Here is a 23,638-nt window from a genome sequence, read left to right as displayed (position 1 = left end):
CTGCACAGACTGTAGAAGCGGGCCCTCGCGCCCGCTTGCGCCAATTGGCTGGTCAGCCGGCGCGCGTCAGCCCGGGTGCGGGCGCCGCCCGGCGGCGACCGGCGTGTCGAGGCTGTTGCCGGTGACCACCCAGTAGATGAAGATCAGCACCGCGCCGGCCGTGCCGAACACGATGAGGCCCATGTAGCTGCCGCCGATGGCCAATGCGTCGGCGGGTGCGCTCGCGGTGCAGATCATGCTGGCCGCGCTCATGCCTACGTAGTGCATGGTGCACACCGCCACGCCCATCACCGCGGCGGCCGCGACCTGGTGCGTGAACTTGCGCAGGTTGAACGCCAGCCACAGCGCGGCGGCGGCAGCGGTGACGGCGATCAGCGCCGACAGCCCCACCGTCGCGATGTCGAAGGAAATCGATGCGCGCATGTTCATGGCGTACATGCCCATGTAGTGCATCACGCACACGCCGAGCCCGGCCAGCAGGCTGCCCGCCAGCCAGCCCGAGCGGCTGAAGTGGCGCCGTCCGCCGGCCATGTAGAGCGCAATGCCCGAGATCAGGATGGCCGCCACCAGCGACACCACCGTGAGCGGCATGTTGTAAGAGACGGGCACCGGCAGCCGGTACGCCAGCATGCCGATGAAATGCATCGACCAGATGCCGATGCCGCCCAGCGCCACGGCGGCGCAGGCCACGACGGCGAGGTTGGGCTTGCCGTCGGCCCCGATCATGCGCCGCGCGCAGATCAAGGCCACCAGCGAGCCGGCGAAGGAGATGAGGAAGGAGAGGGCGACCATGCCCGGGGTGTATTCGGGCGAGAGCAATTGGCCTGCGACAAGCGGAGTCATGCAGCTCCCTTTCAAGAAGAAAACGCCTCGCAGACCCCGACAACCGGATGCGATCGGGACGCCGTTGGGACGTCCCGATCAGTTTGTAATGTTTGTTTTAAAAAGTAAACAGGGAAATTACACTTCTTGTTACCTACCTTGCGGCGCGAATTCGATATATCGCGTTGTTGCGGTCTGCCGCCATGTAGACGGTGCCGTCGGCGCCCACGGCAACGCCCGTCACCACATAAGGCGGCGGCAGGCCCGGGCCGGGCGCCAGGCCGATCGGCAGGTTGTCCGCGACGGTGCGTCGGCTGCCGTCGGCCGGGTCGATCTCGACCAGCCGGCGCGCCGCGCTTTCGGCCACGATGAAGCTGCCCCACGGGGTCTGCGCCAGGCCCTCGGGCAGCGCCAGTCCGTCGGCCACGGTGCGCAGCGGCGCGCTGGCGTCCAGCGGAATGCGCAGCAGCTTGCCGGCCGCCTCGGTCACGTAGAGCGCACCGTCCTGGCCCAGCACCATCTGCACCGGGCCGCTCAGGCCGCTGGCAAGCACTGACTTTTCGGCAAACTTCGGCCCGCTGGCGCGGGTGATGCTGCCGGTGGCGATCTCGGCGTAGATCACGCTGCCGTCCGGCATGGGGATGGCGTCGAAGGGCGCCTTCAGGCCGTGGATCACTTCCACGGTCTTGAGCGTCTGGCGGTCGACCAGCTGCACCGAGCCGGTGAACCACGAACTCAGCGCGAACAGCCTGGGCGACAGGCCGACCGCGAATGGATAGTCGAGCTCCGGGTCGCGCTGCATGCGGAACACGTCTTGCACCTCGCCCGTGCGCACGTCGACCCGGCGGAAGCCGAAGACGTCGGCCACCCAGAGGTCGTTGCCGTCGATCTTCATGCCCGCCGGCACCGCCACCTTGCCGCTGGTGAGCGTGCGCAGCGCACCGGTGGCGGGGTCGAAGGCCTGGATCTCGTTGTTGGCCATGTTCGACACGTAGATCGTGCCGTCCGATGCGATGGCCAGGTTGTCGAGCGAGGGCCGCAGCTGTTTGGCCACGGTCTTGCGCCCGCTGGCCAGCTCCACCCGCACCAGCTCGCCGCTGCGCGCATCGACCACCCAGAGGTTGCCCTTGCCGTCGAGGTTGGCGGCGGCCGGCACCTGGAAGCCATCCGCGATCACCGCCATGCGGCCGTCGGCGGGGTCGATCTTCACGACCTGGCCCTTGAACCACAGCGGCCCGTAGAGCATGCCGTCGGGGCCGACCTCGAAGCCGTTGAAGCCGCCCATGTCCTTCTTGATGAGCCGGGGCGGCTTCTGGCCCGCACGGTCGATTTCCCACAGCGCGTCGCCCAGGAACACCTGCGAGGCGTAGAGCTTGCCGTTACGGCGGTCGAAGTCGAGCGAGTTGAGCCCGGGCAGGTCCTTGGCCAGCACGCGCAGCGGTGCGCCGTCGTGCTCGCGGTAGCGCAGCTTGCCCATGAGGTAGTTGGTCCACGCCAGTTCGCCGTTCGGGCCCACGGCGATGTCGTCGGCCTGGCCTTCGGGCGCGTCGATCAGCACCTTGGCGGCGCCGGTGGCGCGATCGACCTCCCACAGCGTGTTGCCCAGCACCGAGCCCGCGAGCAGCCGCCCCTTGGCGTCGATCGCCAGGCCGTGCACGCCCGCGAACGACGATGGCGCCACCAGCGCCTCGGGCGCCGCCCATGCGGCCGGGCGCGTTGGCGGCGTCGTCGGAGCGAGCGGTGGGGGCGAAGCAGCCGGCGCTGCCGACGAGGGCGGCGCGGAGGCCGGCGGCATCACCGTGCCGCAGGCGGCCAGCAGGGCGAGGGGTGCGGCCATCACGGCAGCGCGAAGGTATCTGCGGGACATGGGTTCTTCTCCTCTTCTGTTTCTGTAATCGCGAAGCAGTCTAGGAGGCGAACGTGTCCACGGCGTCGCGCCTGGGACAGGATGCGGACTTTCGTTTGCTGTGGATTACCCGCATCCTTCAGCCGCCATTCAGCCGCGGCCTAGCCGCGCAGCAACTGCGTGACGGTATGGATCAGCAGCCCCACCAGTCCGCCCACCAGCGTGCCGTTGATGCGGATGAACTGCAGGTCGCGCCCGATGTGCCGCTCCAGTTCCACCGTCATCTCCTGCGCGTTCCACTCGCCCACGCGCTGCTCGATGTAGCGGCGGATGTCCTCGCGGTAGCGCTCGATGGCCAGCGGCGCGGCGGCCTCGATCTGCTCGTTGATCCAGCGGCGGATGGCCTCGTCGCCCTGCAGCCGGGTGCCCAGCGCGCCTGCCATCGAGGCGATTCGCCGGCGGATGGTCGAGTCGCCGCGGCCCAGGTCTTCGTGCAGCCACGCGAGCAGTTCGCCCCACAGGCCGTGCAGGTAGTCGCCCAGGGCCGGGTGCGCGATGAGTTCGGCGCGGATCTGCTCGCCGCGCTGCTGGAACTCGGGGTCGAGCTTCAGGCGCACCACGAAGTCGTCGACGAAGTGGTCGAAGCGCCGGCGCATCGGATGGTCGGGCTCGGCCGCCAGCTCGCCGATGGTGTGCGCCACGGCCGCCACGATCTTGCGGGTGGCCAGCTTGGCGGCCACCTGGTCGAGGCCCACGTAGCGCAGCGTCTTGATCTCGCGCGCAATGGCTTCGGTGATGTGCGCCTGCACCTCCTCGCCTTCGAGCAGGCCGGCCACCTGCTGCAGCACGTCGTCGAGCAGCGCCTGGTGGCGCCCGCCGGCGGTGAGCGCATCGAGCGCCTGGCCGGTGAGGCGCGAAAGGTCGATTTTTTCAAGGCCGGCCGCGGCGGCGCGGCCCATGAAGTCGCGCACGCGTTCGTCGTCGAAGGCGGTGAGGCCGTAGCGCGTGGCGGCCACGCCCCATTCGCCGAGTTTCTGACCGCTCTCGGGCCGGGCCAGCCAGCCGGCGATGCGGCCGGCCGTGTCGAATTCCCGCAGCTTGCCGAGCACCTGCGCGGTGCTCAGGAAGTTGTCGCAGATGAAGCCGGCGAGCTTGGCGCCGATGCGGTCCTTGTTGCTGGGGATGATGGCCGTGTGCGGGATCGGCAGGCCCAGCGGATGGCGGAACAGCGCCACCACCGCGAACCAGTCGGCAATGGCGCCGACCATCGCGGCCTCGGCGAACGCGGCGACGTAGCCCCAGGCGGGGTGCTGCGCATGCAGCACGCTGGCTACCGCGTAGAGCACGGCGGCGCCGCACAGCAGGCCTAGTGCGATGCGCTTCATTTGCTGCAGGCCGTTGCTTTGTTCTGTCAATTGAGGGCCGTGTCGGATTTGTCCGGGGCGAGTGCGCAGGCCACCGGGTGCTCCCCTCCGCGAATGTCCCCGCCGGCGTGAGCGAGCCCCGAAAACCGACGGACCACAAACCCGGCCGACACGCGTCAGCCGATGGCAGGAGAAGAAGCCAGCCGCTCCATGAACAGCTCGCAACGCGCGAGTTGCTCGAGGCTCACGAACTCGTCGGGCTGGTGTGCCTGTTCGATGCTGCCCGGCCCGCACACCACCGTGGGAATGCCGGCGTTCTTGAACAGGCCCGCCTCGGTGCCGAAAGCCACCAGCGTGGTGCCTTCTTCGCCCGACAGGCGCTGCGCCAGCTTGGTGACCGGGTTGTCGGCCGCGCCCAGGAAACTCGGAATTTCGCAGATCGTCTCGAAGCTGAAGCCTGCGTCGGGCGCCACCTTCTTCATCGCCGGCTCGATGCTGCCCGCATAGGCAACCACGTCGGCCTGCATGCGCCTGGCATCGGCGGTCGGCAGGTCGCGGAACTCGTAGCGGAACTCCGCGTCGCGCGGCACCACGTTGTCGGCGATGCCGCCGTGGAACTGGCCCACGCTGGCGGTGCTGAAGGGCACGTCGAAGCCCTCGTAGCGCGGTTCGTTGCGCTCGAAGTCTTCCGCCATGTCGCGCACCTTGCCGATCACGCGCGCCGCCATCTCGATGGCGTTGACCGACTTCGGCGTGAGCGACGAATGCGCCTCCTTGCCGCGCACGCAGCACTTGTAGCGGTACACGCCCTTGTGCGCGATGGCCGGCACCATGCTGGTGGGCTCGCCCACGATGCAGGCCAGCGGCTTGATGCCGGCGTCGCGCATGTCGGCGATCAGTTCCTTCACGCCGAAGCAGCCGATCTCTTCTTCATAGCTGAAGGCGAAGTGCACCGCGAATGGCGAGTCGCTTTCGAGGAAGCGATGGGCATTGGCCAGCGCGATGGCGATGAAGCTCTTCATGTCGGCCGAGCCGCGCCCGTAGAGGCGCTCGTTCTGCACGACGGCCGAGAGCGGGTCGACGCTCCAGTCCTGTCCGTCCCAGGGCACCGTGTCGGTGTGGCCCGAGACGATGACGCCGGCCGGCTTGCCTTCGCCCAGCGTGGCGAACAGGTTGGCCTTGGTGCGCTCGGCGTTGTAGGTAATGCGGCTTTGCACGCCCAGGGCCTTCAGATGGCTCTGCGCGAAGTCGATCAGTTCGAGGTTGCTGTTGGCACTGACGGTGTTCATGCGCACCAGGGTCTGGGCCAGCAGGAGGCTTTGGGGGGAAAGCGTGTGGAGCATGCGCTGCATTCTCCCGGAAGTCGGCACGATGCGTGCACATGCCCATGCCGCCGGGCTCTCGGCGATGATCTGCCACGCTTGTGGTGCATCGATCCGGGGCATGCCGCCCTTTCTCTTTTATCCCGAACATTTCCATGAACGCTCACGCACATCCCGCCACGCCGGCCGAGCTATCGCCGCGCGACCTCGAACTGCTGCGCATGGCCATCCGCCTGTCGGACGAATCGAAGGCGCGCGGTCGCCATCCCTTCGCCGCGCTGGTGGCCGACGAGCACGGCGAGGTCGTCGCCAGCGCCGGCAACAACTCCATGCCGCCCGAGGGCGACCCCACGCAGCACGCCGAGCTGGTGGCCGCCGCGCAGGCCGCGCGGCTGCTCACGCCCGAGCAACTGGCGCGCTGCACGCTGTTCACCAGCGCCGAGCCCTGCTGCATGTGCGCGGGCGCCATCTACTGGACGAACATCGGCCGCGTGGTCTATGCGCTGTCGGAACACACGCTGCTGGGCCTGACCGGCGACCACCCCGAGAACCCGACCTTCTCGCTGCCCTGCCGCGAGGTGTTCGTGCGCGGGCAGCACAAGGTCGAGGTGGTCGGCCCGCTGCTCGAGGACGAGGCGGCCGCACCGCACCGGGGCTTCTGGCATGCCGCGCACTGAGCGGGTGCGCGCGGGCTTGCGTGTATCTACGCGGTGCCTCGCGCGGGCAGAGTGGATAGACTGGCATTTTGAGACCTCCACGCCATGAAACTCATCGATTCGCTCGTCACGCAGGCGGCCGGCATCGCCGCCGTGCGGCGTGACCTCCACGCCCATCCCGAACTCTGTTTCGAAGAAGTCCGCACCGCCGACGTGGTGGCAGGCAAGCTCACCGAATGGGGCATTCCCATCCACCGGGGCCTCGGCACCACCGGCGTGGTGGGCATCGTCAAGAACGGCACCAGCAACCGCGCCGTCGGCCTGCGCGCCGACATGGACGCGCTGCCCGTCACCGAGCTCAACACCTTCGCCCACGCCAGCAAGCACCACGGCAAGATGCACGCCTGCGGCCACGACGGCCACACCGCCATGCTGCTGGCGGCCGCGCAGCACCTGGCGAAGAACCGCAACTTCGACGGCACCGTGTACCTGATCTTCCAGCCGGCGGAAGAGGGCGGCGGCGGTGCCCGCGAAATGATCAAGGAAGGGCTGTTCGAGCAGTTCCCCATGGACGCCGTCTTCGGCATGCACAACTGGCCCGGCATGAAGGCCGGCCAGTTCGCGGTGAGCCCCGGCCCGGTGATGGCGTCGGGCAACAAGTTCTTCGTCAACGTGGTCGGCAAGGGCGGCCATGCGGCGCTGCCGCAGACCGGCATCGACCCGGTGCCGATTGCCTGCGAGATCGTGCAGGCCTTCCAGACCATCCTCACGCGCAAGATGAAGCCGACCGATTCGGCCGTGATCTCGGTCACCACCATCCATGCGGGCGAAGCCAACAACGTGATCCCCGACAACTGCGAGCTGTCGGGCACGGTGCGCACCTTCTCGCTGGAGGTGCTCGACCTGATCGAAGCGAAGATGAAGCAGATTGCCGACAACATCTGCGCCGCGCACGACGCCACCTGCGAGTTCCGCTTCGAGCGCTACTACCCGCCCACCGTCAACACCGAGGCCGAGGCCGACTTCGCGCGCCGCGTGATGGGCGGCATCGTCGGGCCCGAGAACGTGCTGAAGCAGGAAGCGGCCATGACCTCGGAAGACTTCGCCTTCATGCTGCAGGCCAAGCCCGGCGCCTATGCATTCATCGGCAACGGCGACGGCGCGCACCGCGACGTGCACCACGGCGAAGGCCCGTGCACGCTGCACAACGCGAGCTACGACTTCAACGACGATCTCATTCCGCTGGGCGCCACCTGCTGGGTGCAGATTGCCGAGCAGTTCCTCAAGCCCGGCGCCGCCGCGGAGTGACCGCCCGATGATCGCCATTCCCGAAGCCTTTTCGCCGCGTTACGCGCAGGCGCGCCAGAAGTTCCTGCAGGCCTGCGTGAGCGCCGGCCTCACGGTCGAGCCGCATGCGCATCCGCTCAAGGGGCGCGACGGCGAAGAGCTGTCGATGGACGTGGCGCTCGACGGCAATGCCGATGCCGAGCATCTGCTGATCGTCACCAGCGCCTGCCACGGCGTGGAAGGCCACTGCGGCAGCGGCGTGCAGGTGTTCGCGCTGCACGACGCCGAATGGCGCGAGAAGGCCAAGGCACAGGGCGTGGCGGTGCTGTACGTGCATGCGCTCAACCCGCACGGCTTTTCGTACGGCCGGCGCGTCACGCACGAGAACGTCGACCTGAACCGCAACTTCATCGATTTCTCGAAGCCGGTGCCGGTCAACGAGCCCTACGCCAAGCTGCACGAACTGCTGCTGCCCGCCACCTGGCCGCCCACGCCCGAGAACCAGGCGGCCGTGGCCAAGTGGATCGAGAAGCACGGCGCCACCGCTTACCAGGCGGCCGTCACCAGCGGCCAGTACCAGTTCGACGACGGCCTGTTCTTCGGCGGCAAGGCGCCGACCTGGAGCAACAAGACTATTCGCGGCGTGCTGAAGCGCCATGCGGGCAAGGCCCGGCGCGTGGCCTGGATCGACCTGCACACGGGCCTGGGCCCGAGCGGCCTGGGCGAGCGCATCTTCGCCTGCCGCGACGACAAGGTCGCCTACGCCCGCGCCAACGCCTGGTGGGGCACGCCGGCCGCGCCGGTCACGTCGATCTACGACGGCTCGTCAACCTCGGCGCTGCTGCGCGGGCTGATGTGGGACGCCATGTACGAAGAGTGCCCGCAGGCCGAGTACACCGGCATCGCGCTCGAATACGGCACGCTGCCGATCCTGGAAGTGACGGGCGCGCTGCGCGCCGACCACTGGCTGCACAAGCACCCGGATGCGCCGGCCGACCTCGCGGATTCGATCCGCGCGCGGATGGTGGAGGCCTTCTATACCGACACCGATGCGTGGCGCGGGCAGATCGTCAGCCAGGCCCGCCAGGCGATGTTCCAGGCCGTGGACGGTCTCAGGTCCTGACCCGGCCGTCTCCGGTCAGCATCGACAGCTCGACGAACTTCGAAGCCACGTGGTTCTTCGAGGAGAACGACACCTCGAATCCGCCGAACTGCTGACGGTCGATGCTCTCCAGCCCTGCGATGAGGCTCTCGCGCGCAGGCTTGCCCGGCGCCTTGCGCAGGCCCTCGACCAGCACCTTCGCGGCCAGGTAGCCTTCCATGCTCGAGAAATTGGCGCTCGCGCCGTTGCCGGCCTTGCGCACCGCTTCGGCGAACTCGCGTGCCAGCGCATTGGCCTGGTTGTAGGGCGAGGGCACCACCTGGGTGATCATCACGCCGGCCGCGTCCTTGCCCAGTTCGTCCGCCAGCGCCTGCGTGCCCACGAAGGACATGTTGAAGAAGGTGCCGCCGTAGCCCGCCTTGCGCGCCTCGCGGATGAAGGTCGCGCATGCCTTGTACGCGCCCACCTGCACCACCGCGTCGGGCCGCGCCGCCACGATCGTCTTCACGGCCTGGGCCACGTCGGCCGAGTTGCGCTCCACGGTGGCCAGTGCGACCGGCTTGAGCTGCTGCTCGCCGAGCGCCAGCGTCGCGCCGTCGAGCCCGGCCTTGCCGTAGGCGTCGTTCTGGTAGAAGACCGCGATCTTCTTCAGGCCCAGGTGGGTGAGCTGCTTCACCATGAGCGCCGTCTCGTCGTTGTACGAGGCGCGCAGGTGGAACACGTTCTTCTGGAAGGGCTCGCGCAGCGACATCGCGCCGGTGAAGGGAGCCACGAAGGGCACCTTGTCCTTCACCGCCAGCGGCAGCGCCGCCAGGCTGGTCGGCGTGCCGACATAGCCGAACAGGGCGAACACGTCTTCCTCGATGAACTTCTGCGTGTTGGCGGCGCAGCGGTCGGGCTCGTAGCCGTCGTCGAGGTTCTTGATGACCAGGTTGCGGCGGCCCGGCTGGGCGTTGTACTGGTCCAGGAACAGCTTGGCGCCCTGGTTGAACTGGATGCCCAGCTGGGCGGACGGCCCGCTGAACGGCGCCGACTGGCCCAGCACCAGGGGCGTGTCGCCCTGTGCCCGGGCGATGCCGAAGCCGCCCAGAGCGGCGGCCGCGCCGGCGGCCAGCGAAAAATGTCGTCGATTCATCGTCATGTTGAAAACCCACTCCCGCGCTCTGACTCGCGCACAAATTAGACTTGCCCGATGCCCCACGCACCGGATTCCCTGCTCGAAGAAGCACCCCCGCCCGCCACGTCCACCGTGCTGGGGGCCTGCCCCCATGACTGCCCGGACACCTGCGCGCTCGTCACCACAGTCAAGGACGGCGTGGCCGTGAAGCTGCAGGGCAATGCCGCGCATTCGCACACCGGCGGCGTGCTTTGCACCAAGGTGTCGCGCTACATAGAGCGCAACGACCACGCCGAGCGGCTGGTTCAGCCACTCAAGCGCGTCGGACCCAAGGGCAGCGGCCAGTTCGAGCCGGTGAGCTGGGACGCCGCGCTGGACGACATCGCCGCGCATCTTCGAGTATTACAGGGAAAACCCGAAGGTATTGTCCCCTACAGCTATGCGGGCACCATGGGCCTGGTGCAGGGCGAGTCGATGGACCGGCGCTTCTTCCACAAGCTGGGTGCCACCCTGCTGGACCGCACCATCTGCTCCATGGCCGGCGGCGAGGCCATGGTCTACACGCTGGGCGCCAAGGTCGGCATGCGCATCGAGTTCTTCGCCGAGGCCAAGCTCATATTGATCTGGGGCAGCAACTCCATCGCCAGCAACCTGCATTTCTGGCGCCACGCCCAGGCCGCCAAGCGCGCCGGCGCCCGGCTGGTGTGCATCGACCCGCGCCGCACCGAAACCGCCGACAAGTGCGACGAGCACATCGCGCTGCTGCCCGGCACCGACGCCGCGCTGGCGCTGGCCCTGATGCACGAGCTGATCGTGCACGACTGGCTCGACCACGACTACATCGCCAGCCACACGCTGGGCTGGGAGCAGCTGCGCGAGCGCGCGCTGCAGTGGCCGCCGTCGCGCGCGGCCGAAGTCTGCGGCATCCCCGAAGAGCAGATCGTCTCGCTGGCCAGGGCCTACGGCACCACGAAGCCGGCCGCCATTCGTCTGAACTACGGCATGCAGCGCGTGCGCGGCGGCGGCAACGCGGCCCGCGCCATCGCCTGCCTGCCGGCGCTGGTGGGGGCCTGGCGCGACCGCGCGGGCGGCCTGCTGCTGAGCAGCTCGGGCCACTACCCGGTCGACCGCGCCGCGCTGCAGCGCCCCGACCTGCTGGCCGGGCGCAAGCCGCGCACCATCAACATGAGCACCATCGGCGACGCGCTGCTGGACACCGCCGCCCCGGTGAAGGCCATCGTGGTCTACAACAGCAATCCAGTGGCGGTGGCGCCCGAATCGGCCAAGGTGGCGGCGGGCTTCGCGCGCGAAGACCTTTTCACCGTGGTGCTCGAGCAGTTCCGCACCGACACCGCCGACTACGCCGACTACCTGCTGCCCGCCACCACGCAGCTGGAGCACTGGGACATCCACTGCAGCTACGGCCACACCGACGTGCTGCTGAACCGCCCGGCCATGGCGCCGCGCGGCGAGGCCCGCAGCAACGCCTGGGTGTTCCGCGAGCTGGCGCGCCGCATGGGCTTCGACGAGCCCTGCTTCTCCGATTCCGACGAGACGCTGTGCCGCACCGCCTTCGCCGAGAACGCGATCGACTTCCCGCAGCTGCTGGAGCAAGGCTTCACCAGCCTGAAGCTGCCGCAAGCGCCTTTCGCCGAAGGCAAGTTCCCCACGCCTTCGGGCCGCTGCGAATTCTTCAGCGCGCGGCTGGAGGCCATGGGCATGAACGGCCTGCCCGACCATGTGCCCAACTGGGAGCCGGCCGGCAGCTCGACCGAGTTCCCGCTGGCCATGATCTCGCCGCCGGCGCGCAACTTCCTCAATTCGACTTTCGTCAACGTGACGAGCCTGCGCGCCATCGAGGTCGAGCCGCTGCTGGAGATCCACGAGGCCGACGCCGCCGCGCGCGGCATCGAGGACGGCGCCCTGGTGCGCGTGTTCAACAAGCGCGGCGAGCACCGCTGCCGCGCCGAGGTCTCGCGCCGCGCACGCCAGGGCGTGGTGCATGGCATGGGCATCTGGTGGCGCAAGCTCGGCATGGACGGCACCAACGTCAACGAACTCACCAGCCAGCGCCTGACCGACATCGGCCGCGGCCCCACCTTCTACGACTGCCTCGTCGAGGTCGAGAAGGCGTGAAGCTGCTTTCAGCGCTCGCGCTGGCCGGTTCGGTGTTCCTGACCGGCTGTGCCGACCTCGGCTACTACTGGCAGTCGGCCAGCGGCCACATCGGCATCATGCGGGCCGCCAAGCCCGTGCCCGAGTGGCTGGCCGACCCGGCGGTGTCCGCGGCGCTGAAAGCCAAGCTCGAACTCACGCAGCGCATCCGCCGCTTCGCTTCTTCCGAGCTCGGCCTGCCCGACAACCCCAGCTACAAGTCGTACGCCGACCTGCACCGCGCCGCCGCCGTGTGGAACGTGGTGGCCGCGCCGCCGTATTCGCTCACGCTCAAGAGCTGGTGCTTCCCGGTGGCGGGCTGCGTGGGGTATCGCGGCTACTACGACGAAGCCTCGGCCAGGACTGAAGCCGAGGCGCAGAAGAAAGAAGGCATGGAGGTGGCCGTCTACCCCGTGCCGGCGTACTCCACGCTCGGCTGGATGAACTGGGCCGGCGGCGATCCGCTGCTGTCCACCTTCATCGGCTATCCGGAGGGCGAGTTGGCGCGCATCGTGTTCCACGAGCTCGCGCACCAGGTGCTCTACGTGCCGGGCGACACGGTGTTCAACGAGTCGTACGCCACCGCGGTCGAGCGCATCGGCGGCGCGATGTGGCTGCAGCGCGAGGCCGGCGAGCCGGCCCGCCGCGAATACGCTCAGTTCGACAGGCAGCGCCAGGACTTCCGCGCGCTCGCGCTCGACACCCGCCGCGCGCTGACGAAGGTCTACGAGTCGCCTGAAGCCAAGGCCAAGGACTGGACCCGGGTCGAAGCCATGAAGCAGGCCGCCATGGCCGACTTCCGCGAGCGCTACGCCAGTCTGAAGGCCGGCTGGAGCGGCCCGCGCCAGAACGCCTACGACGCCTGGGTGGCGCGCGCCAACAATGCGGCCTTCGGTGCGCAGGGCGCCTACGACGACCTGGTGCCGAGCTTCGAGCAACTCTTCGAGCGTGAAGGCCGCGACTGGCCGCGCTTCTACACTGAGGTCAAGCGCATTGCCGCGCTGTCGACCGAGCAGGCGCGCCGCGCCGCGCTGCAGACGGCCAGCGGCGTGCTGCAGACCCGTTCCAGCCCCAAAGACAACAAGGAAGATCCCGGTGCCTGACATCCATATCGAACGCAACCACGCGCTTGGCATTGCCGGCGCACGCGAAGTCGCGCGCCAGTGGGTGAAGCAGGCCCAGGAGGAATTCGGCCTCGAATGCGCCTACACCGAGGGCGAGGACCGCGACGTGGCGCAGTTCACCCGCGCCGGCATCGACGGCACGGTCGAGGTCACGGCCAACACCTTCACGCTCGACGCGACGCTGGGCTTCTTGTTCGGCAGCTTCAGCGAGGTCATCGAGCAGAAGATCACGCGCAACCTCGACGCGCTGCTCGGCGCGCCCGGCGGCGGCGACACCCGGCTGGCCTGAGCGGTCCGGGGCATGACCGCGACGGCAACCTCCTCCTCCTCTCATGTCGCCGGTCCGCTGGCCGGCCTCAAGGTCATCGAACTCGGCCAGCTGATCGCGGGGCCGTTCGCGGCGCGCACGCTGGCCGACTTCGGCGCCGAGGTCCTCAAGATCGAGCCGCCCGGCACGGGCGATCCGCTGCGCAGCTGGCGGCTGCTGAAAGACGGCACCTCGGTCTGGTGGCAGGTGCAGTCGCGCAACAAGCGCTCGCTGGCGCTCGACCTGCGCGAGCCCGAGGCGCAGGCCGTGGTGCGCAAGCTCGCGGCCGAGGCCGACGTGCTGATCGAGAACTTCCGCCCCGGCGCGATGGAAGGCTGGGGCCTGGGCCCCGACGAGCTGCTGGCCGCCAACCCCGCGCTCGTCATGCTGCGCATCAGCGGCTACGGCCAGACCGGGCCGTACCGCGACCGGCCCGGCTTCGGCGTGGTGGCCGAGGCCATGGGCGGGCTGCGCCACCTCACCGGCGAGCCGGGCCGCGTGCCGGTGCGCGTGGGCGTGTCGATCGGGGACACACTGGCCTCGCTGCACGGCGTGATCGGTGTGCTGCTGGCCATGCAGCACCGGCATGCGACGGTGAGCGCCGAATACCCCAAGGGCCGCGGGCAGGTGATCGACGTGGCGCTCTACGAGGCGGTGTTCAACTGCATGGAAAGCCTGCTGCCCGAATACGACGCCTTCGGCGCGGTGCGCGAGGCGGCCGGCAGCGCCTTGCCGGGCATTGCGCCGACCAACGCCTACCGCTGCGCTGACGGCGGCTATGCCATCGTCGCGGGCAACGGCGACAGCATCTTCCGCAGGCTCATGGAATGCATCGGGCGGCCCGACCTGGCCGCCGAACCGGCACTGGCCGGCAACGCCGGGCGCGTGGCGCAGGTCGAGATGCTGGACGCCGCCATCGGCGACTGGACCGCGCGGCACACGGTGGAAGAAGTGCTGGCCGCGCTCGACGCGGCGCACGTGCCGGCCGGGCGCATCTACACCATCGCCGACATCGCGGCCGATCCGCACTACGCGGCGCGCGGCATGCTGCAGCAGGTGCGAATGAGCGACGGCAGCAAGCTGGCCGTGCCGGGATTCGTGCCCAAGCTCTCGCTCACGCCGGCCAGCCACCGGCACAACGCACCGTCAGTGGGAGCGGACACCGATGCGGTGCTGAAGGAAATCGGGCTGAGCGAGGAGCAGATCGCCGCGCTGCGTGCGCGCGGGATCGTGGGGTAGTCCGTTTCAGGCCGCAGCTCTGATGCGTGCAGCGAGCATCGCCAACGCTTCATCGCTTGCGCGCGCATGGTCGTGCGACGACAGGTAGCCCTCGTAGCGCGTGAAATATCTGTCGACGTTCGACTTGATCGGCTGCCACTTGCCTTGCTTGGGCGTGCCGTGCATGGGAAAAAGCTTGGCATGCACGTGGTCGACGCCGAAGCCTTCCAGGACCATCCCGGTGCGACCGACGTCATCGAAGGCGCGATCGAGCAGCAGGCCGACTTTTCTCGCGGCGAGGACCAGGCCTGCCAGCGCGTCGTCTTCCAGATGGAATGCGTAGCTCGGGGAGTGCTTTCTCGGTATCACGACCGAGCAGCCTTCGGTATTCGGAAAAATCGACAGGAAGGCGACATGCGATTCGTCCTCCCATATCGTGTGAGAAGGGCTCTGGCCTTCGATGATCTTGCAGAAAATGCAGTCAGCGCTCATGACATTCAGTAGTTGAAAATATTCGCCGAGGAAATTCAGTCGCGTCCCAAATGCACCCTAGTGGTGTGCCAAGGCTTTTAGGTTGTTCTTCAGCTAAGAAATGAATTACATAGGAAGAGGCGATTCCCGCGAGTTCTGTATTGGTTGGACCAAAACTAGGCCCAATAAAGAAAGGCGTGCGTTGCCATTTTATTTCCTCGGTATTGTTCAATTTCGATTCATTCACTCCGAAACTGATGTGTTGATGGATGTATCCACATCCAACATAAAGAGTTTTTGGACTAGACTGCATGGAGCTGCCGAGGCCTAGAGGTTCATCCGCCGTCAAAACTACAGCGTGAAAAGAGGTTGCAATTTCTCGAATTTTCTCTTCCTGAAGATATTCGCTAATTGCCTCGCAATTCATGCTTGGATAACGGCTTAAAATCTCTCGCTGAAGTACAAGGGCCTTCTTTTTCCCTTTGTCGCTTGGGCACCAAAAAAATTGTCGATTGAGATTGCTTAATTCGATACTATCCCCGTCGACCAAAACCAAGTATCCGACGCCTGCACCTGCTAGATTGATTGCGGTGAGTGAGCCAATGCCTCCGCAGCCAACGATCAAGACCCGTCCATTTTTTAATCTCTCTACTTTTGAAATAAGGTCGGCGCAATTCTTGCTTTTGGCTGCCAAAAATGAAGTTGTCCTGCTGGAGTCAGGGTTTTTTAATAGCTCCAGGCAGTTTTCTATTTCAAACTTCGTGCCGAAGAGAAAACAGTCTGTGGACAAAAGTGCCTGCCAGAAAGTATCGCCATCATCTTCGGTTGTTTGGGCTATTCCTAAAGGGCCTGAAATATAAAAATTCCCCCTTATATCTTTGCCCCAGAGCGTTGAAGGTTTGAGGAGTCCAATTTCTTCGCCGTCGACGTAAATTACTCCACCTTCAATTTTTTCGAAACCTTTTGCGCAGTTTTTTTGAAAGTAATTCATTTTTTAAATAAAAGAGGCTGATTATTTCTAATCAGCCTCTTGAATAAAAGTTAATTACAACGTGCGCTCAAGGTGCCTGGCTTCAGACCATAAGGCGTGCAAAAAATTGACCTTGCAATTGTAGTGCTTTCTGTTGTATCGGCCTGTGAAATTTCGGATGTAAATCTCGGCAGATGAACGGTTTCTTTTGGCGGGTGCTGCATTGCATTCGCTTGCGCTGCAATCAGGAGTAGTCCAACTGTTGACAAAGATTTTTTCATTGTTTCCCTTTTGAGTTAAGTGCTCGGAATGGAGCATTGCCAGAGAAAATGGTCTGGCATCTCAAAGACGGGTTAACAAACGGGCGTTTTCCTTTCCCTTCGATTAATGTGAACTTTTTCGCAAGTTGCGGTCCTTGTTACAAAATCTCGGAATATCGACAGGTCGAGATTGAGGTTTCGGGTGCGTGCAGACATATGCAACTGGGCAGGCCTAACACGGCAACGTTGTGGCTGCTAGATGTGTTCGAACTGAGCAGCAAGCGTCTATCTATTTGACAATCAGCCGCGCAGCGATTCGATCAGGTCGATGTACTTCTGCTTGGCTTCATCGGCGCTCGCGCCTTTCTGCGCGGTCCAGGCATCCCACTTGGCGCGCGCGACGATGTCGCTGAAGCTCGGCTTCTTGGCGGTGTTGTCGCCTTCGGTGGCCTGCTTGAACAGGCCGTAGATCTTCAACAGCGTCGGGTTGTCGGGGCGCTCGGCGAGCAGCTTGGAGTTGGCTTGGGCGGCTTCGAATTGGGCGTTGAGGTCGGACATGGGCTTCGTCGAATTGAAAAGCTGAAAACGCGCATCTTAAATCGCGTGGTACTTGCAAGTACCTGAATCAGTCCCGCAGCCCCGCGCGCGCCAGTTCCACGTCCAGCCGCTCCCGGGCGTCGGCCGGTTTCAGCGCGGCGGCCTTCTCGAACCACTGCGTAGCCTCGCGCATGCGCGATTCGCCGTGCAGCATCAGCAGCGCGCGGGCGTATTCCATCATTCCGGCGGCCGAGTCGGGGTGCAGCGCCAGGCCGCGTTCGAACAGCTCGATCGAGGTCTCGGCCCGCACGCCGTAGGTCATGCGTCCGACCAGCGCGCCGACCTTGTCGATCACCTCGGCGTGGAACGCCGCCAGCGCAACGTGCGCATCGGCATGCCCCGGCTGAAGCTCGATCACGTGTTCGAGCGCGCCCTTGAGCTTGCTGCCCAGCCCTTGCGCCAGCGCGCGCGCCACGCTGATGCCCTGGCTGTAGCGGCCCAGCGCATAGGCCTGCCAATAGAGGGCCTGGCAATTGCTGGGATCGGCCAGCACCTGCGCGCCGGCGCGCTCGATCACCTGGCGGAACATGGCGAGCCGAACGGATTCGCGCGGCTCCAGGTAGTTGGCGTAGATGGCGGTGGCCTGGTTGGCCAGCACCATGCCGTCGGCGCCGTGCAGCAGGCCGACCGCGGCGGCGCGCTCGAATTCGCCGCTGTGGTACAGCGCCCAGCCCTCGGCCAGCGGCGTGTCGGCGTCGGGCGGCGGCATGTGGTCGTGGCCCGCATGCAGGCGCGGCCAGTGCGCCAGCACGCTGCGCGCGTCGTAGCGGGGTGTGTCGGCGTAGGGCAGGGGCGTCCACGGTTCCGCGGCGGTGGCGGCGGCCGCGGCGCCGCCGGACATCAGCGAGAGCGGTTTGAAATCGGAGTGGGGCATGGTCTTGTCTAGGCCGCCATATCGACCGGGGACGTCGCGTTGGCGGCATCTTCCGCGCCGTAGGCATTGCTCAATGTCAGCAGATGCCGCCTTTGCTCGGTGCCGAGGTACGGCGCCAGCAGGTGCAGCGTGTGCTGGCCGCCGCGCATCAGCGCGCCCTGGGCATGCGCCGGCTCCAGCGCCTCGCGCGGGTTGCGCACGTACTCGTAGCTGAGCCAGTAGGTCAGCACCACCACCATGCTGTGCGCCAGGGTGCCGACTTCGTGCGCATCGATCTCCAGGTGGCCGGCGCGGCTCAGCCCGGCGATCAGTTGGCGGATGGCGCGGGCCTTGTTCTCCAGCACCAGCTGGAACTGGGTTTCCAGGTGGCGGTTCTTGCTCAGCAGGTCGTTGAGGTCGCGGTACAGGAAGCGGTAGCGCCAGATCAGCTCGAACAGGCTGTGCATGAAGAACCAGGCGTCCTCCACGTCGTGCACGCCTTCGCTTGCGTGCAGCAGTTCGTTGAGCTCTGCTTCGTAGCCTTCGTAGAGCTTGTTGATCAGCTCTTCCTTGGCCGGGTAGTGGTAGTACAGGTTGCCCGGACTGATGTTGAGTTCGCCCGCCACCAGGGTGGTTGACACGTTCGGCTCCCCGAAGCGGTTGAACAGGTCCAATGCGGCTTCGAGGATGCGTTGCGCTGTGCGGCGTGGCGCCTTCTTTGCCATGTCTCGGTGCCCCCGGTTGTCTCTTGAAGGCACTCTAGCGCATGTGCACTGCACCATGAATGGCGCGGTGCATGTTTTGCGGTGCTGTTTTATTGTGCAGTGCCGCAATACCCGCCGGCCGATGCAGGCCGGCGCGGAGGTTCAGTCGGCCTTGCTGCGGCGCAAGGTGGTCTTCCTGGCGGCTGGAGCCGCCGTCTTGCGGGCCGCAGCCTTGCGGGGAGCCGCGGCCGCCTGCTTCTTCAACTGGGCCTCGAGGGCTTCGACACGCGCCTGCAGCGCGGCCATGTCGGCGGCAGAGGGGGCGCCGAGCTTGTCGAGAGCGCGCGCCACGCGTTCCTCGAAGATGTTTTCCAGCTTGCCCCACTGCCCGGCCGCCTTGGTGCCGAACTCGCTCGCGAAGCCGGCCATGCGCTGCTGGGCCTGGGCCAGCGTTTCCTCGGCGGCCTGCTGGGTCTTCTTCTGCATGCCGGCGCCGTCCTTGACCAGCGCCTCGAAGGCCTTGCTGCCTTCCTGCTGCATCTTGGCGAAGGCGCCGAGCCCGGCCAGCCAGATCTGCTGGGCGGAGTCCTTGATGCGGTCGGCGGCTTTGTTGTTGTCGTCCTGGGAGGCCATGCGAGGTGTTCCTTGAAAGATTCGAATCGATCGCAGGACTCTAGCGGCCCCCGGTGCTCGCGATTAGGGCTTTGCGCCTAGCGCCGGACTCAGGATGTCGCGCCGGCGGCGCGGCTGGCGTCCAGGTGGGCCTTGGCGCGCTCGGCCAGCGCCATTTCGCCCGGGGTGCCTGGCATGAAGCTCTCGACCGCCAATGGCCGCCCGTGGGAGTCGACCGACACGAAGACGATCAGGCATTCGGTGGTCTTTTCCATCGCGCCGCCCTTCATGTCGCCGCTGCGCACCTCGACCGAGATGTTCATGCTGGTCTTGCCGGTGTAGGCCAGGCGGGCCTCCACCTCGACGAGGTCGCCGATCATGATCGGCCGGTGGAAGCGGATGCTGCCGATGAAGGCGGTGACGCAGTAGCGCTTGGCCCAGCTGGTCGCGCAGGCGTAGCCGGCCTCGTCGATCCACTTCATGACCGTGCCGCCGTGGACCTTGCCGCCGAAGTTGACGGTGTTCGGCTCGGCAAGAAAGCGCAGGGTGATCGAGGACATGGTTCGCCTTTTCTGGGGTGGCTGGTGTGGGGTGCCCGCGATTATGCGAGCGGACGCCCTCTCAGGCGCCGCTGAACAGCTGGGCCAGCGTGCGCCGCAGCCACGCGTTGCCGGGGTCGGCGTGGAAGCGCTCGTGCCAGTGCTGCTTCACCGCGTAGTCGGGCAGCGAGAAGGGCGGCTCCAGCAGCTTCACCGGCTCCTGCGTGGCCAGCACCTTGCCCAGGATGCGGGGCACCACCACCAGCAGCTCGGTGTGCGCCACGATGCGCGCCACGCTCAGGAAGCTCGACAGCCGCACCACCACGTTGCGCTTGAGCCCCAGCCGCGCGAGCGTGGTGTCGACGATGGCATGCCCCGTGCCCGACGTGGACACCACCGCATGCGCCTCCGCCTCGAAGCGCTTGCGCGTGAGCCGCGCGCCGATGCGCGGATGGTTCTGCGCCGCCAGGCACACGAAGTTCTGCATGAACAGCGTCTGCTGGTAGAAGCCCGCGTCCAGCTGCGGCATGAAGCCCACCGCCAGGTCGACTTCGCCGTCCTGCAGGCGGCGCCCGCTGATGGTGGAGATGATCTCGGTCTCGATATGCACCCCCGGCGCCGCATGCCGCAGGTGGTCGAGCAGGCCTGGCAGCAGCACCACCTCGCTGATGTCCGTCATGCAGATGCGAAAGCGCCGCTGCGCCTGCGCGGGGTCGAAGCTGCTGCGGTTGCCCTGGGCCTGCGCCAGTTGGCCCAGCACCTCGCGCAGGTTCGGGTAGATGCGCTCCGCGTGCGGCGTGGGCTGCATGCCCTGCGCGGTGCGGGTGAAGAGGCGGTCGTCGAAGTGCGCGCGCAGCTTGTTCAGCGCGGTGCTGGCCGCCGACTGCGCCATGCCCAGCCGTTCGGCCGCCTTGGAGACGTTGCCGGTCTTGTAGACCTCGTCGAACACGGCGAGCCATTCGAGATCGAGCCTGGACATGGAGTGCTTTCCGCAGCGAAAGGCACCATTATCGAAATTCCGGATTCCGTGTATTGGCCACCGGTCTTGAGTAAATAGTGGTGCGGGCCAACAATGCCGCCACGCTGACAACCCACGCCAATGAAACCCGTTCCCTCCAACGCGGCAGAGCGCCGCGACTACTACGCCCGCATCCGCCCGCTGAACCTCACGCCGCTGTGGGAATCACTGCACGCACTCGTGCCGCGCGAACCGCAGACGCCCTGCGTGCCAGCGCTGTGGCGCTACGACGAGATCCGCCCGCTGCTGATGGAGTCGGCCGACCTCATCACCGCCGAGGAAGCCGTGCGCCGCGTGCTGGTGCTCGAGAACCCGGCGCTGCCCGGCAACTCGTCGATCACGCAGTCGCTGTATGCCGGCCTGCAGCTCATCATGCCGGGCGAGGTGGCGCCTTCGCATCGCCATGTGCAGTCGGCGCTGCGCTTCATCGTCGACGGCAAGGGCGCCTACACCACGGTGGGCGGCGAGCGCACCACCATGTACCCCGGCGACTTCATCATCACGCCATCCTGGGCCTGGCACGACCACGGCAACGAAGGCATCGGCGGCAGCGTGGAGCCGGTGGTGTGGCTCGACGGCCTCGACATTCCGATGCTGCGCTTCTTCGACGCCGGCTTTGCCGAGAACGACGATTCCAAGGTGCAGCACGTGTCGCGCCCCGAAGGCAACAGCCTCGCGCGCTTCGGCCACAACATGGTGCCGGTGCGCCACGACCATGTGTCGGCCACCTCGCCGATCTTCAACTACCCCTATGCGCGCAGCCGCGAGGCATTGGCCCGGTTGCACAAGCAGGAAGCGCCCGATGCGTGGCTGGGCCACAAGCTGCGCTACGTGAACCCGCTGACCGGCGGCTCGCCGATGCCGACCATCTCGACCAACCTGCAGCTGCTGCCCAAGGGCTTCGCGGGCAAGACCCACCGCGCCACCGACGGCGCGGTGTACAGCGTGGTCGAAGGCCACGGCAGTGCCGACATCGCGGGCCAGCGCTTCGACTTCGGTCCGCGCGACACCTTCGTGGTGCCGTCGTGGGCGCCGCTGCGGCTGTCTTCGCCGAACGAAGACACCGTGCTCTTCAGCTTCTCCGACCGCCCCGTGCAACAGGCCATGGGCATCCTGCGCGAAGCCTTCCTCGAAGGATGTTGACCCTCCGGCTTTTCACTGCGCTTCGCTTCGTGTAATTCGCCATCCCCCGAGGGGGAGGCTCGGCCGCCTTGGGGCGGCCCGGCGCCGGCCGAATTTCTTCTTTTCTTTTGTTGACCGTGTGCCGCCCCGTGCGGCAGGAGCCTCCCATGTCCTTCGTTTTCACGCCTCCTTCCATCGTCGGCCTGCCCATCATGGATTCCGACAAGCTGTTCCCCGTGCGCCGCGTGTACTGCGTCGGCCGCAACTACGCGGCACATGCGCGCGAGATGGGCTTCGACCCCGACCGCGAACCGCCGTTCTTCTTCTGCAAGCCGAATGACGACGCCTCGGTGGTGCCCGTGGCCGAAGGCGCGACCGGCAGCATTCCGTACCCGCCGCTCACCAGCAACTACCACTACGAAGCCGAGCTGGTCGTGGCCATCGGCAAGGGCGGCAAGGACATCAAGGCCGAAGAGGCCGCCAGCCACATCCACAGCTATGCCGTGGGCCTGGACATGACCCGCCGCGACCTGCAGATGAAGATGCGCGAACAGGGCCGCCCCTGGGAGATCGGCAAGGCCTTCGACTTCTCCGCGCCCATCGCGCCGCTGCGCACGCTGGCCGACGTGGGCGAGATCAACGCCGGCGCCATCACCCTCGAAGTCGATGGCCAGGTGCGCCAGAACAGCGACATCACGCACCTGATCTGGTCGGTGAACGAGGTCATCGCCAACCTGTCGACGCTCTTCGCGCTGCAGCCCGGCGACCTGATCTTCACCGGCACGCCCGAAGGCGTGGGCGCGGTGAAGGCCGGCCAGACCATCAAGGTGAGCATCGAGCGCCTGCCGTCGCTGACGGTTCGTATCGACTGAGTCTTTTCCCGATCGCACAGGCCCGCGCCATGACCCTTTCGAAGAATCCCCCCTCCGTGCTGCTGGTCGGCGGCGGCATTGGCGGCATGGCCGCGGCGCTGGCGCTGGCGCGCCTTGGCGTGTCCATCGACCTGCTGGAGCAGAGCGCCACCATCGGCGAGATCGGCGCCGGCCTGCAACTGGGCCCCAACGCCTTCGCCGCGCTCGATGCGCTGGGCGTGGGCAAGGCTGTGCGCCGGGGCTCGGTGTTCACCGACCGGCTGGTGATGATGGACGCCGTCGATTGCGGCGAAGTGGCCTCGGTGCCGGTGGGCGAAGCCTTCCGCGCGCGCTTCGGGAACCCGTATGCGGTGAGCCACCGCGCCGACCTGCACGGCGCGATCCACGAGGCGGTGAAGCAGCATCCGCTGATCCGCTTCCACACCTCGGCGCAGGTCGAGGCGCTCGACATTGGCGCCCAGGGCGTGACGGCCGTCACCACCGACGGCCGTCGCTTCAAGGCCGGCGCCGTCGTCGGCTGCGACGGCGTGAAGTCAGTGGTGCGCGCCAGGCTCATCGGCGATGCGCCGCGCGTGTCGGGCCACGTGGTCTATCGCGCGGTGGTGCCGGCCGCCGACATGCCGGCCGACCTGTGCTGGAACGCGCCGGTTGTCTGGGCCGGCCCCGACTGCCACCTGGTGCACTACCCGCTGCGCCACGGCGAGCAATACAACCTGGTCGTCACCTTCCACAGCCGCGAGCGGGAACAGTGGGGCGTGACCGACGGCAGCAAGGAAGAAGTGCTGTCTTACTTCGAGGGCGTGCACGCGCGCCCGCGCCAGCTGCTGGACCGCCCGACCTCGTGGCGCCGCTGGAGCACCGCCGACCGTGACCCGGTCGAGCGCTGGAGCGACGGCCCGGCCACGCTGCTGGGCGACGCGGCGCATCCCATGATGCAGTACTTGGCGCAGGGCGCCTGCATGGCGCTCGAAGACGCGGTGACGCTGGGCGAAGCCGTGAAAGCCTGCGATTTCGACATGACCGCCGCGTTCAAGCTGTACGAGGCGGCACGCGTCGCCCGCACGGCGCGCGTGGTGCTGTCGGTGCGCGAGATGGGCCGCATCTATCACGCCAAGGGCGTGGAGCGCCTGGTGCGCAACAGCCTCTGGGCCGGCCGCACGCCCGAACGCTTCTACGATGCGGTCGAGTGGCTCTACGCATGGCGGCCCGAGCACTGCCTGGACGATGCGCCCCAGGCGCTTTCGCCGCGCTGAAACCTGTTCCCTTCATCATCACTATTCGAGGCCAAAGGCCCAGGAGAC

23 protein-coding genes are annotated in these 23,638 nt (G+C 66.8%); 10 read left to right on the top strand and 13 right to left on the bottom strand.

What is annotated here, in order from left to right:
* Positions 1 to 66 precede the first annotated feature (66 nt).
* The 4 genes from ACQY8B_RS22295 to argE all read right to left on the bottom strand — a co-directional run bounded on the left by ACQY8B_RS22295 (position 67) and on the right by argE (position 5,375).
* Positions 67 to 843: an MHYT domain-containing protein gene (locus tag ACQY8B_RS22295; protein ID WP_422088700.1), complete on the bottom strand. Its 777-nt coding sequence runs from the start codon at positions 841 to 843 to the stop codon at positions 67 to 69.
* Positions 844 to 976: 133 nt separating this feature from the next.
* Positions 977 to 2,689: a hypothetical protein gene (locus tag ACQY8B_RS22290; RefSeq protein ID WP_422088699.1), complete on the bottom strand. Its 1,713-nt coding sequence runs from the start codon at positions 2,687 to 2,689 to the stop codon at positions 977 to 979.
* A 140-nt stretch (positions 2,690 to 2,829) separates the two neighbouring features.
* Positions 2,830 to 4,053 (bottom strand): DUF445 domain-containing protein, encoded by a 1,224-nt coding sequence (locus ACQY8B_RS22285; protein WP_422088698.1) that lies wholly within the window; start codon positions 4,051 to 4,053, stop codon positions 2,830 to 2,832.
* Positions 4,054 to 4,208: 155 nt separating this feature from the next.
* Positions 4,209 to 5,375 carry an acetylornithine deacetylase gene (gene argE / locus ACQY8B_RS22280; RefSeq protein WP_422088697.1) on the bottom strand — a complete coding sequence of 389 codons (1,167 nt, stop codon included), beginning with the start codon at positions 5,373 to 5,375 and terminating at the stop codon, positions 4,209 to 4,211.
* 134 nt (positions 5,376 to 5,509) lie between these two features.
* Here argE and ACQY8B_RS22275 point away from each other — a divergent pair, with 134 nt between their 5' ends.
* From ACQY8B_RS22275 to ACQY8B_RS22265, 3 genes are all read left to right on the top strand, one after another.
* On the top strand, positions 5,510 to 6,031 hold the full coding sequence (locus ACQY8B_RS22275; protein ID WP_422088696.1) for a nucleoside deaminase: 522 nt from the start codon (positions 5,510 to 5,512) through the stop codon (positions 6,029 to 6,031).
* 84 nt (positions 6,032 to 6,115) lie between these two features.
* Positions 6,116 to 7,318 (top strand): M20 aminoacylase family protein, encoded by a 1,203-nt coding sequence (locus tag ACQY8B_RS22270; RefSeq protein ID WP_422088695.1) that lies wholly within the window; start codon positions 6,116 to 6,118, stop codon positions 7,316 to 7,318.
* 7 nt (positions 7,319 to 7,325) lie between these two features.
* Positions 7,326 to 8,420 (top strand): M14 family metallopeptidase, encoded by a 1,095-nt coding sequence (locus tag ACQY8B_RS22265; protein ID WP_422088694.1) that lies wholly within the window; start codon positions 7,326 to 7,328, stop codon positions 8,418 to 8,420.
* On the opposite strand, the gene ACQY8B_RS22260 is transcribed toward ACQY8B_RS22265, so the two are convergent.
* Positions 8,410 to 9,540, bottom strand: a complete 1,131-nt coding sequence (locus ACQY8B_RS22260; protein WP_422088693.1) for an ABC transporter substrate-binding protein — start codon at positions 9,538 to 9,540, stop codon at positions 8,410 to 8,412. The genes ACQY8B_RS22265 and ACQY8B_RS22260 overlap by 11 nt on opposite strands.
* A 51-nt stretch (positions 9,541 to 9,591) precedes the next feature.
* On the opposite strand from ACQY8B_RS22260, the gene ACQY8B_RS22255 reads away from it, so the two are divergent.
* From ACQY8B_RS22255 to ACQY8B_RS22240, 4 genes are read left to right on the top strand one after another with little or no spacing between them, the layout of a single operon-like run.
* Positions 9,592 to 11,652, top strand: a complete 2,061-nt coding sequence (locus tag ACQY8B_RS22255; RefSeq protein ID WP_422088692.1) for a molybdopterin-containing oxidoreductase family protein — start codon at positions 9,592 to 9,594, stop codon at positions 11,650 to 11,652.
* A complete protein-coding gene (locus ACQY8B_RS22250) occupies positions 11,649 to 12,773 on the top strand; it encodes an aminopeptidase (RefSeq protein WP_422088691.1) in 1,125 nt (374 codons plus the stop codon). Before ACQY8B_RS22255 ends, ACQY8B_RS22250 begins: the two co-directional genes overlap by 4 nt.
* Positions 12,766 to 13,083 (top strand): polyhydroxyalkanoic acid system family protein, encoded by a 318-nt coding sequence (locus tag ACQY8B_RS22245; protein ID WP_422088690.1) that lies wholly within the window; start codon positions 12,766 to 12,768, stop codon positions 13,081 to 13,083. The genes ACQY8B_RS22250 and ACQY8B_RS22245 overlap by 8 nt, the downstream gene beginning before the upstream one ends.
* Before the next feature lie 12 nt (positions 13,084 to 13,095).
* Positions 13,096 to 14,340 carry a CaiB/BaiF CoA transferase family protein gene (locus tag ACQY8B_RS22240; protein ID WP_422088689.1) on the top strand — a complete coding sequence of 415 codons (1,245 nt, stop codon included), beginning with the start codon at positions 13,096 to 13,098 and terminating at the stop codon, positions 14,338 to 14,340.
* Positions 14,341 to 14,346: 6 nt separating this feature from the next.
* Here the strand turns inward: ACQY8B_RS22240 and ACQY8B_RS22235 are convergent, their stop codons facing one another.
* The 8 genes from ACQY8B_RS22235 to ACQY8B_RS22200 all read right to left on the bottom strand — a co-directional run bounded on the left by ACQY8B_RS22235 (position 14,347) and on the right by ACQY8B_RS22200 (position 20,304).
* Entirely contained in the window at positions 14,347 to 14,811 is a 465-nt protein-coding gene (locus ACQY8B_RS22235; protein WP_422088688.1) for an HIT family protein, read from the bottom strand.
* Positions 14,801 to 15,781, bottom strand: a complete 981-nt coding sequence (locus ACQY8B_RS22230; protein ID WP_422088687.1) for a ThiF family adenylyltransferase — start codon at positions 15,779 to 15,781, stop codon at positions 14,801 to 14,803. Before ACQY8B_RS22230 ends, ACQY8B_RS22235 begins: the two co-directional genes overlap by 11 nt.
* Positions 15,782 to 16,320: 539 nt before the next feature.
* A complete protein-coding gene (locus ACQY8B_RS22225; RefSeq protein ID WP_007835415.1) occupies positions 16,321 to 16,578 on the bottom strand; it encodes an acyl-CoA-binding protein in 258 nt (85 codons plus the stop codon).
* A 67-nt stretch (positions 16,579 to 16,645) separates the two neighbouring features.
* On the bottom strand, positions 16,646 to 17,491 hold the full coding sequence (locus tag ACQY8B_RS22220) for a hypothetical protein (RefSeq protein ID WP_422088686.1): 846 nt from the start codon (positions 17,489 to 17,491) through the stop codon (positions 16,646 to 16,648).
* 8 nt (positions 17,492 to 17,499) lie between these two features.
* Positions 17,500 to 18,195: a TetR/AcrR family transcriptional regulator gene (locus tag ACQY8B_RS22215; RefSeq protein WP_422088685.1), complete on the bottom strand. Its 696-nt coding sequence runs from the start codon at positions 18,193 to 18,195 to the stop codon at positions 17,500 to 17,502.
* A gap of 141 nt (positions 18,196 to 18,336) precedes the next feature.
* Positions 18,337 to 18,807 (bottom strand): phasin family protein, encoded by a 471-nt coding sequence (locus tag ACQY8B_RS22210; protein ID WP_422088684.1) that lies wholly within the window; start codon positions 18,805 to 18,807, stop codon positions 18,337 to 18,339.
* 89 nt (positions 18,808 to 18,896) lie between these two features.
* Entirely contained in the window at positions 18,897 to 19,346 is a 450-nt protein-coding gene (locus ACQY8B_RS22205; protein WP_422088683.1) for an acyl-CoA thioesterase, read from the bottom strand.
* Positions 19,347 to 19,407: 61 nt separating this feature from the next.
* Positions 19,408 to 20,304 (bottom strand): LysR family transcriptional regulator, encoded by an 897-nt coding sequence (locus ACQY8B_RS22200; protein WP_422088682.1) that lies wholly within the window; start codon positions 20,302 to 20,304, stop codon positions 19,408 to 19,410.
* 120 nt (positions 20,305 to 20,424) lie between these two features.
* Between ACQY8B_RS22200 and gtdA the strand changes: the two genes are divergently transcribed.
* From gtdA to ACQY8B_RS22185, 3 genes are all read left to right on the top strand, one after another.
* Positions 20,425 to 21,486 (top strand): gentisate 1,2-dioxygenase, encoded by a 1,062-nt coding sequence (gene gtdA, locus ACQY8B_RS22195; protein ID WP_422088681.1) that lies wholly within the window; start codon positions 20,425 to 20,427, stop codon positions 21,484 to 21,486.
* Positions 21,487 to 21,632: 146 nt separating this feature from the next.
* Positions 21,633 to 22,337: a fumarylacetoacetate hydrolase family protein gene (locus tag ACQY8B_RS22190; RefSeq protein WP_422088680.1), complete on the top strand. Its 705-nt coding sequence runs from the start codon at positions 21,633 to 21,635 to the stop codon at positions 22,335 to 22,337.
* Between the two features lie 29 nt (positions 22,338 to 22,366).
* Complete coding sequence (locus tag ACQY8B_RS22185; RefSeq protein ID WP_422088679.1) at positions 22,367 to 23,590, top strand: 3-hydroxybenzoate 6-monooxygenase; 1,224 nt, start codon at positions 22,367 to 22,369, stop codon at positions 23,588 to 23,590.
* Positions 23,591 to 23,638 lie beyond the last annotated feature (48 nt).

Origin of the sequence: Variovorax sp. (genome assembly GCF_965279555.1) — a bacterium.
Classification (GTDB): Bacteria; Pseudomonadota; Gammaproteobacteria; order Burkholderiales; family Burkholderiaceae_C; genus Variovorax.
This window is presented reverse-complemented; position numbering and strand designations above follow the sequence as displayed.

Bases quoted from the DNA above. Each gene is read 5' to 3' on its own strand.
- ACQY8B_RS22255 (WP_422088692.1), top strand. From the start codon at position 9,592: ATGCCCCACGCACCGGATTCCCTGCTCGAAGAAGCACCCCCGCCCGCC.
- gtdA (WP_422088681.1), top strand. From the start codon at position 20,425: ATGAAACCCGTTCCCTCCAACGCGGCAGAGCGCCGCGACTACTACGCC.
- ACQY8B_RS22190 (WP_422088680.1), top strand. From the start codon at position 21,633: ATGTCCTTCGTTTTCACGCCTCCTTCCATCGTCGGCCTGCCCATCATG.
- ACQY8B_RS22225 (WP_007835415.1), bottom strand. From the start codon at position 16,578: ATGTCCGACCTCAACGCCCAATTCGAAGCCGCCCAAGCCAACTCCAAG.
- ACQY8B_RS22260 (WP_422088693.1), bottom strand. From the start codon at position 9,540: ATGACGATGAATCGACGACATTTTTCGCTGGCCGCCGGCGCGGCCGCC.
- ACQY8B_RS22270 (WP_422088695.1), top strand. From the start codon at position 6,116: ATGAAACTCATCGATTCGCTCGTCACGCAGGCGGCCGGCATCGCCGCC.
- ACQY8B_RS22210 (WP_422088684.1), bottom strand. From the start codon at position 18,807: ATGGCCTCCCAGGACGACAACAACAAAGCCGCCGACCGCATCAAGGAC.
- ACQY8B_RS22290 (WP_422088699.1), bottom strand. From the start codon at position 2,689: ATGTCCCGCAGATACCTTCGCGCTGCCGTGATGGCCGCACCCCTCGCC.
- ACQY8B_RS22185 (WP_422088679.1), top strand. From the start codon at position 22,367: ATGACCCTTTCGAAGAATCCCCCCTCCGTGCTGCTGGTCGGCGGCGGC.
- ACQY8B_RS22200 (WP_422088682.1), bottom strand. From the start codon at position 20,304: ATGTCCAGGCTCGATCTCGAATGGCTCGCCGTGTTCGACGAGGTCTAC.
- ACQY8B_RS22230 (WP_422088687.1), bottom strand. From the start codon at position 15,781: ATGAATTACTTTCAAAAAAACTGCGCAAAAGGTTTCGAAAAAATTGAA.
- ACQY8B_RS22275 (WP_422088696.1), top strand. From the start codon at position 5,510: ATGAACGCTCACGCACATCCCGCCACGCCGGCCGAGCTATCGCCGCGC.
- ACQY8B_RS22205 (WP_422088683.1), bottom strand. From the start codon at position 19,346: ATGTCCTCGATCACCCTGCGCTTTCTTGCCGAGCCGAACACCGTCAAC.
- argE (WP_422088697.1), bottom strand. From the start codon at position 5,375: ATGCTCCACACGCTTTCCCCCCAAAGCCTCCTGCTGGCCCAGACCCTG.
- ACQY8B_RS22295 (WP_422088700.1), bottom strand. From the start codon at position 843: ATGACTCCGCTTGTCGCAGGCCAATTGCTCTCGCCCGAATACACCCCG.
- ACQY8B_RS22215 (WP_422088685.1), bottom strand. From the start codon at position 18,195: ATGGCAAAGAAGGCGCCACGCCGCACAGCGCAACGCATCCTCGAAGCC.
- ACQY8B_RS22285 (WP_422088698.1), bottom strand. From the start codon at position 4,053: ATGAAGCGCATCGCACTAGGCCTGCTGTGCGGCGCCGCCGTGCTCTAC.
- ACQY8B_RS22220 (WP_422088686.1), bottom strand. From the start codon at position 17,491: ATGCCCCACTCCGATTTCAAACCGCTCTCGCTGATGTCCGGCGGCGCC.
- ACQY8B_RS22235 (WP_422088688.1), bottom strand. From the start codon at position 14,811: ATGAGCGCTGACTGCATTTTCTGCAAGATCATCGAAGGCCAGAGCCCT.
- ACQY8B_RS22240 (WP_422088689.1), top strand. From the start codon at position 13,096: ATGACCGCGACGGCAACCTCCTCCTCCTCTCATGTCGCCGGTCCGCTG.
- ACQY8B_RS22265 (WP_422088694.1), top strand. From the start codon at position 7,326: ATGATCGCCATTCCCGAAGCCTTTTCGCCGCGTTACGCGCAGGCGCGC.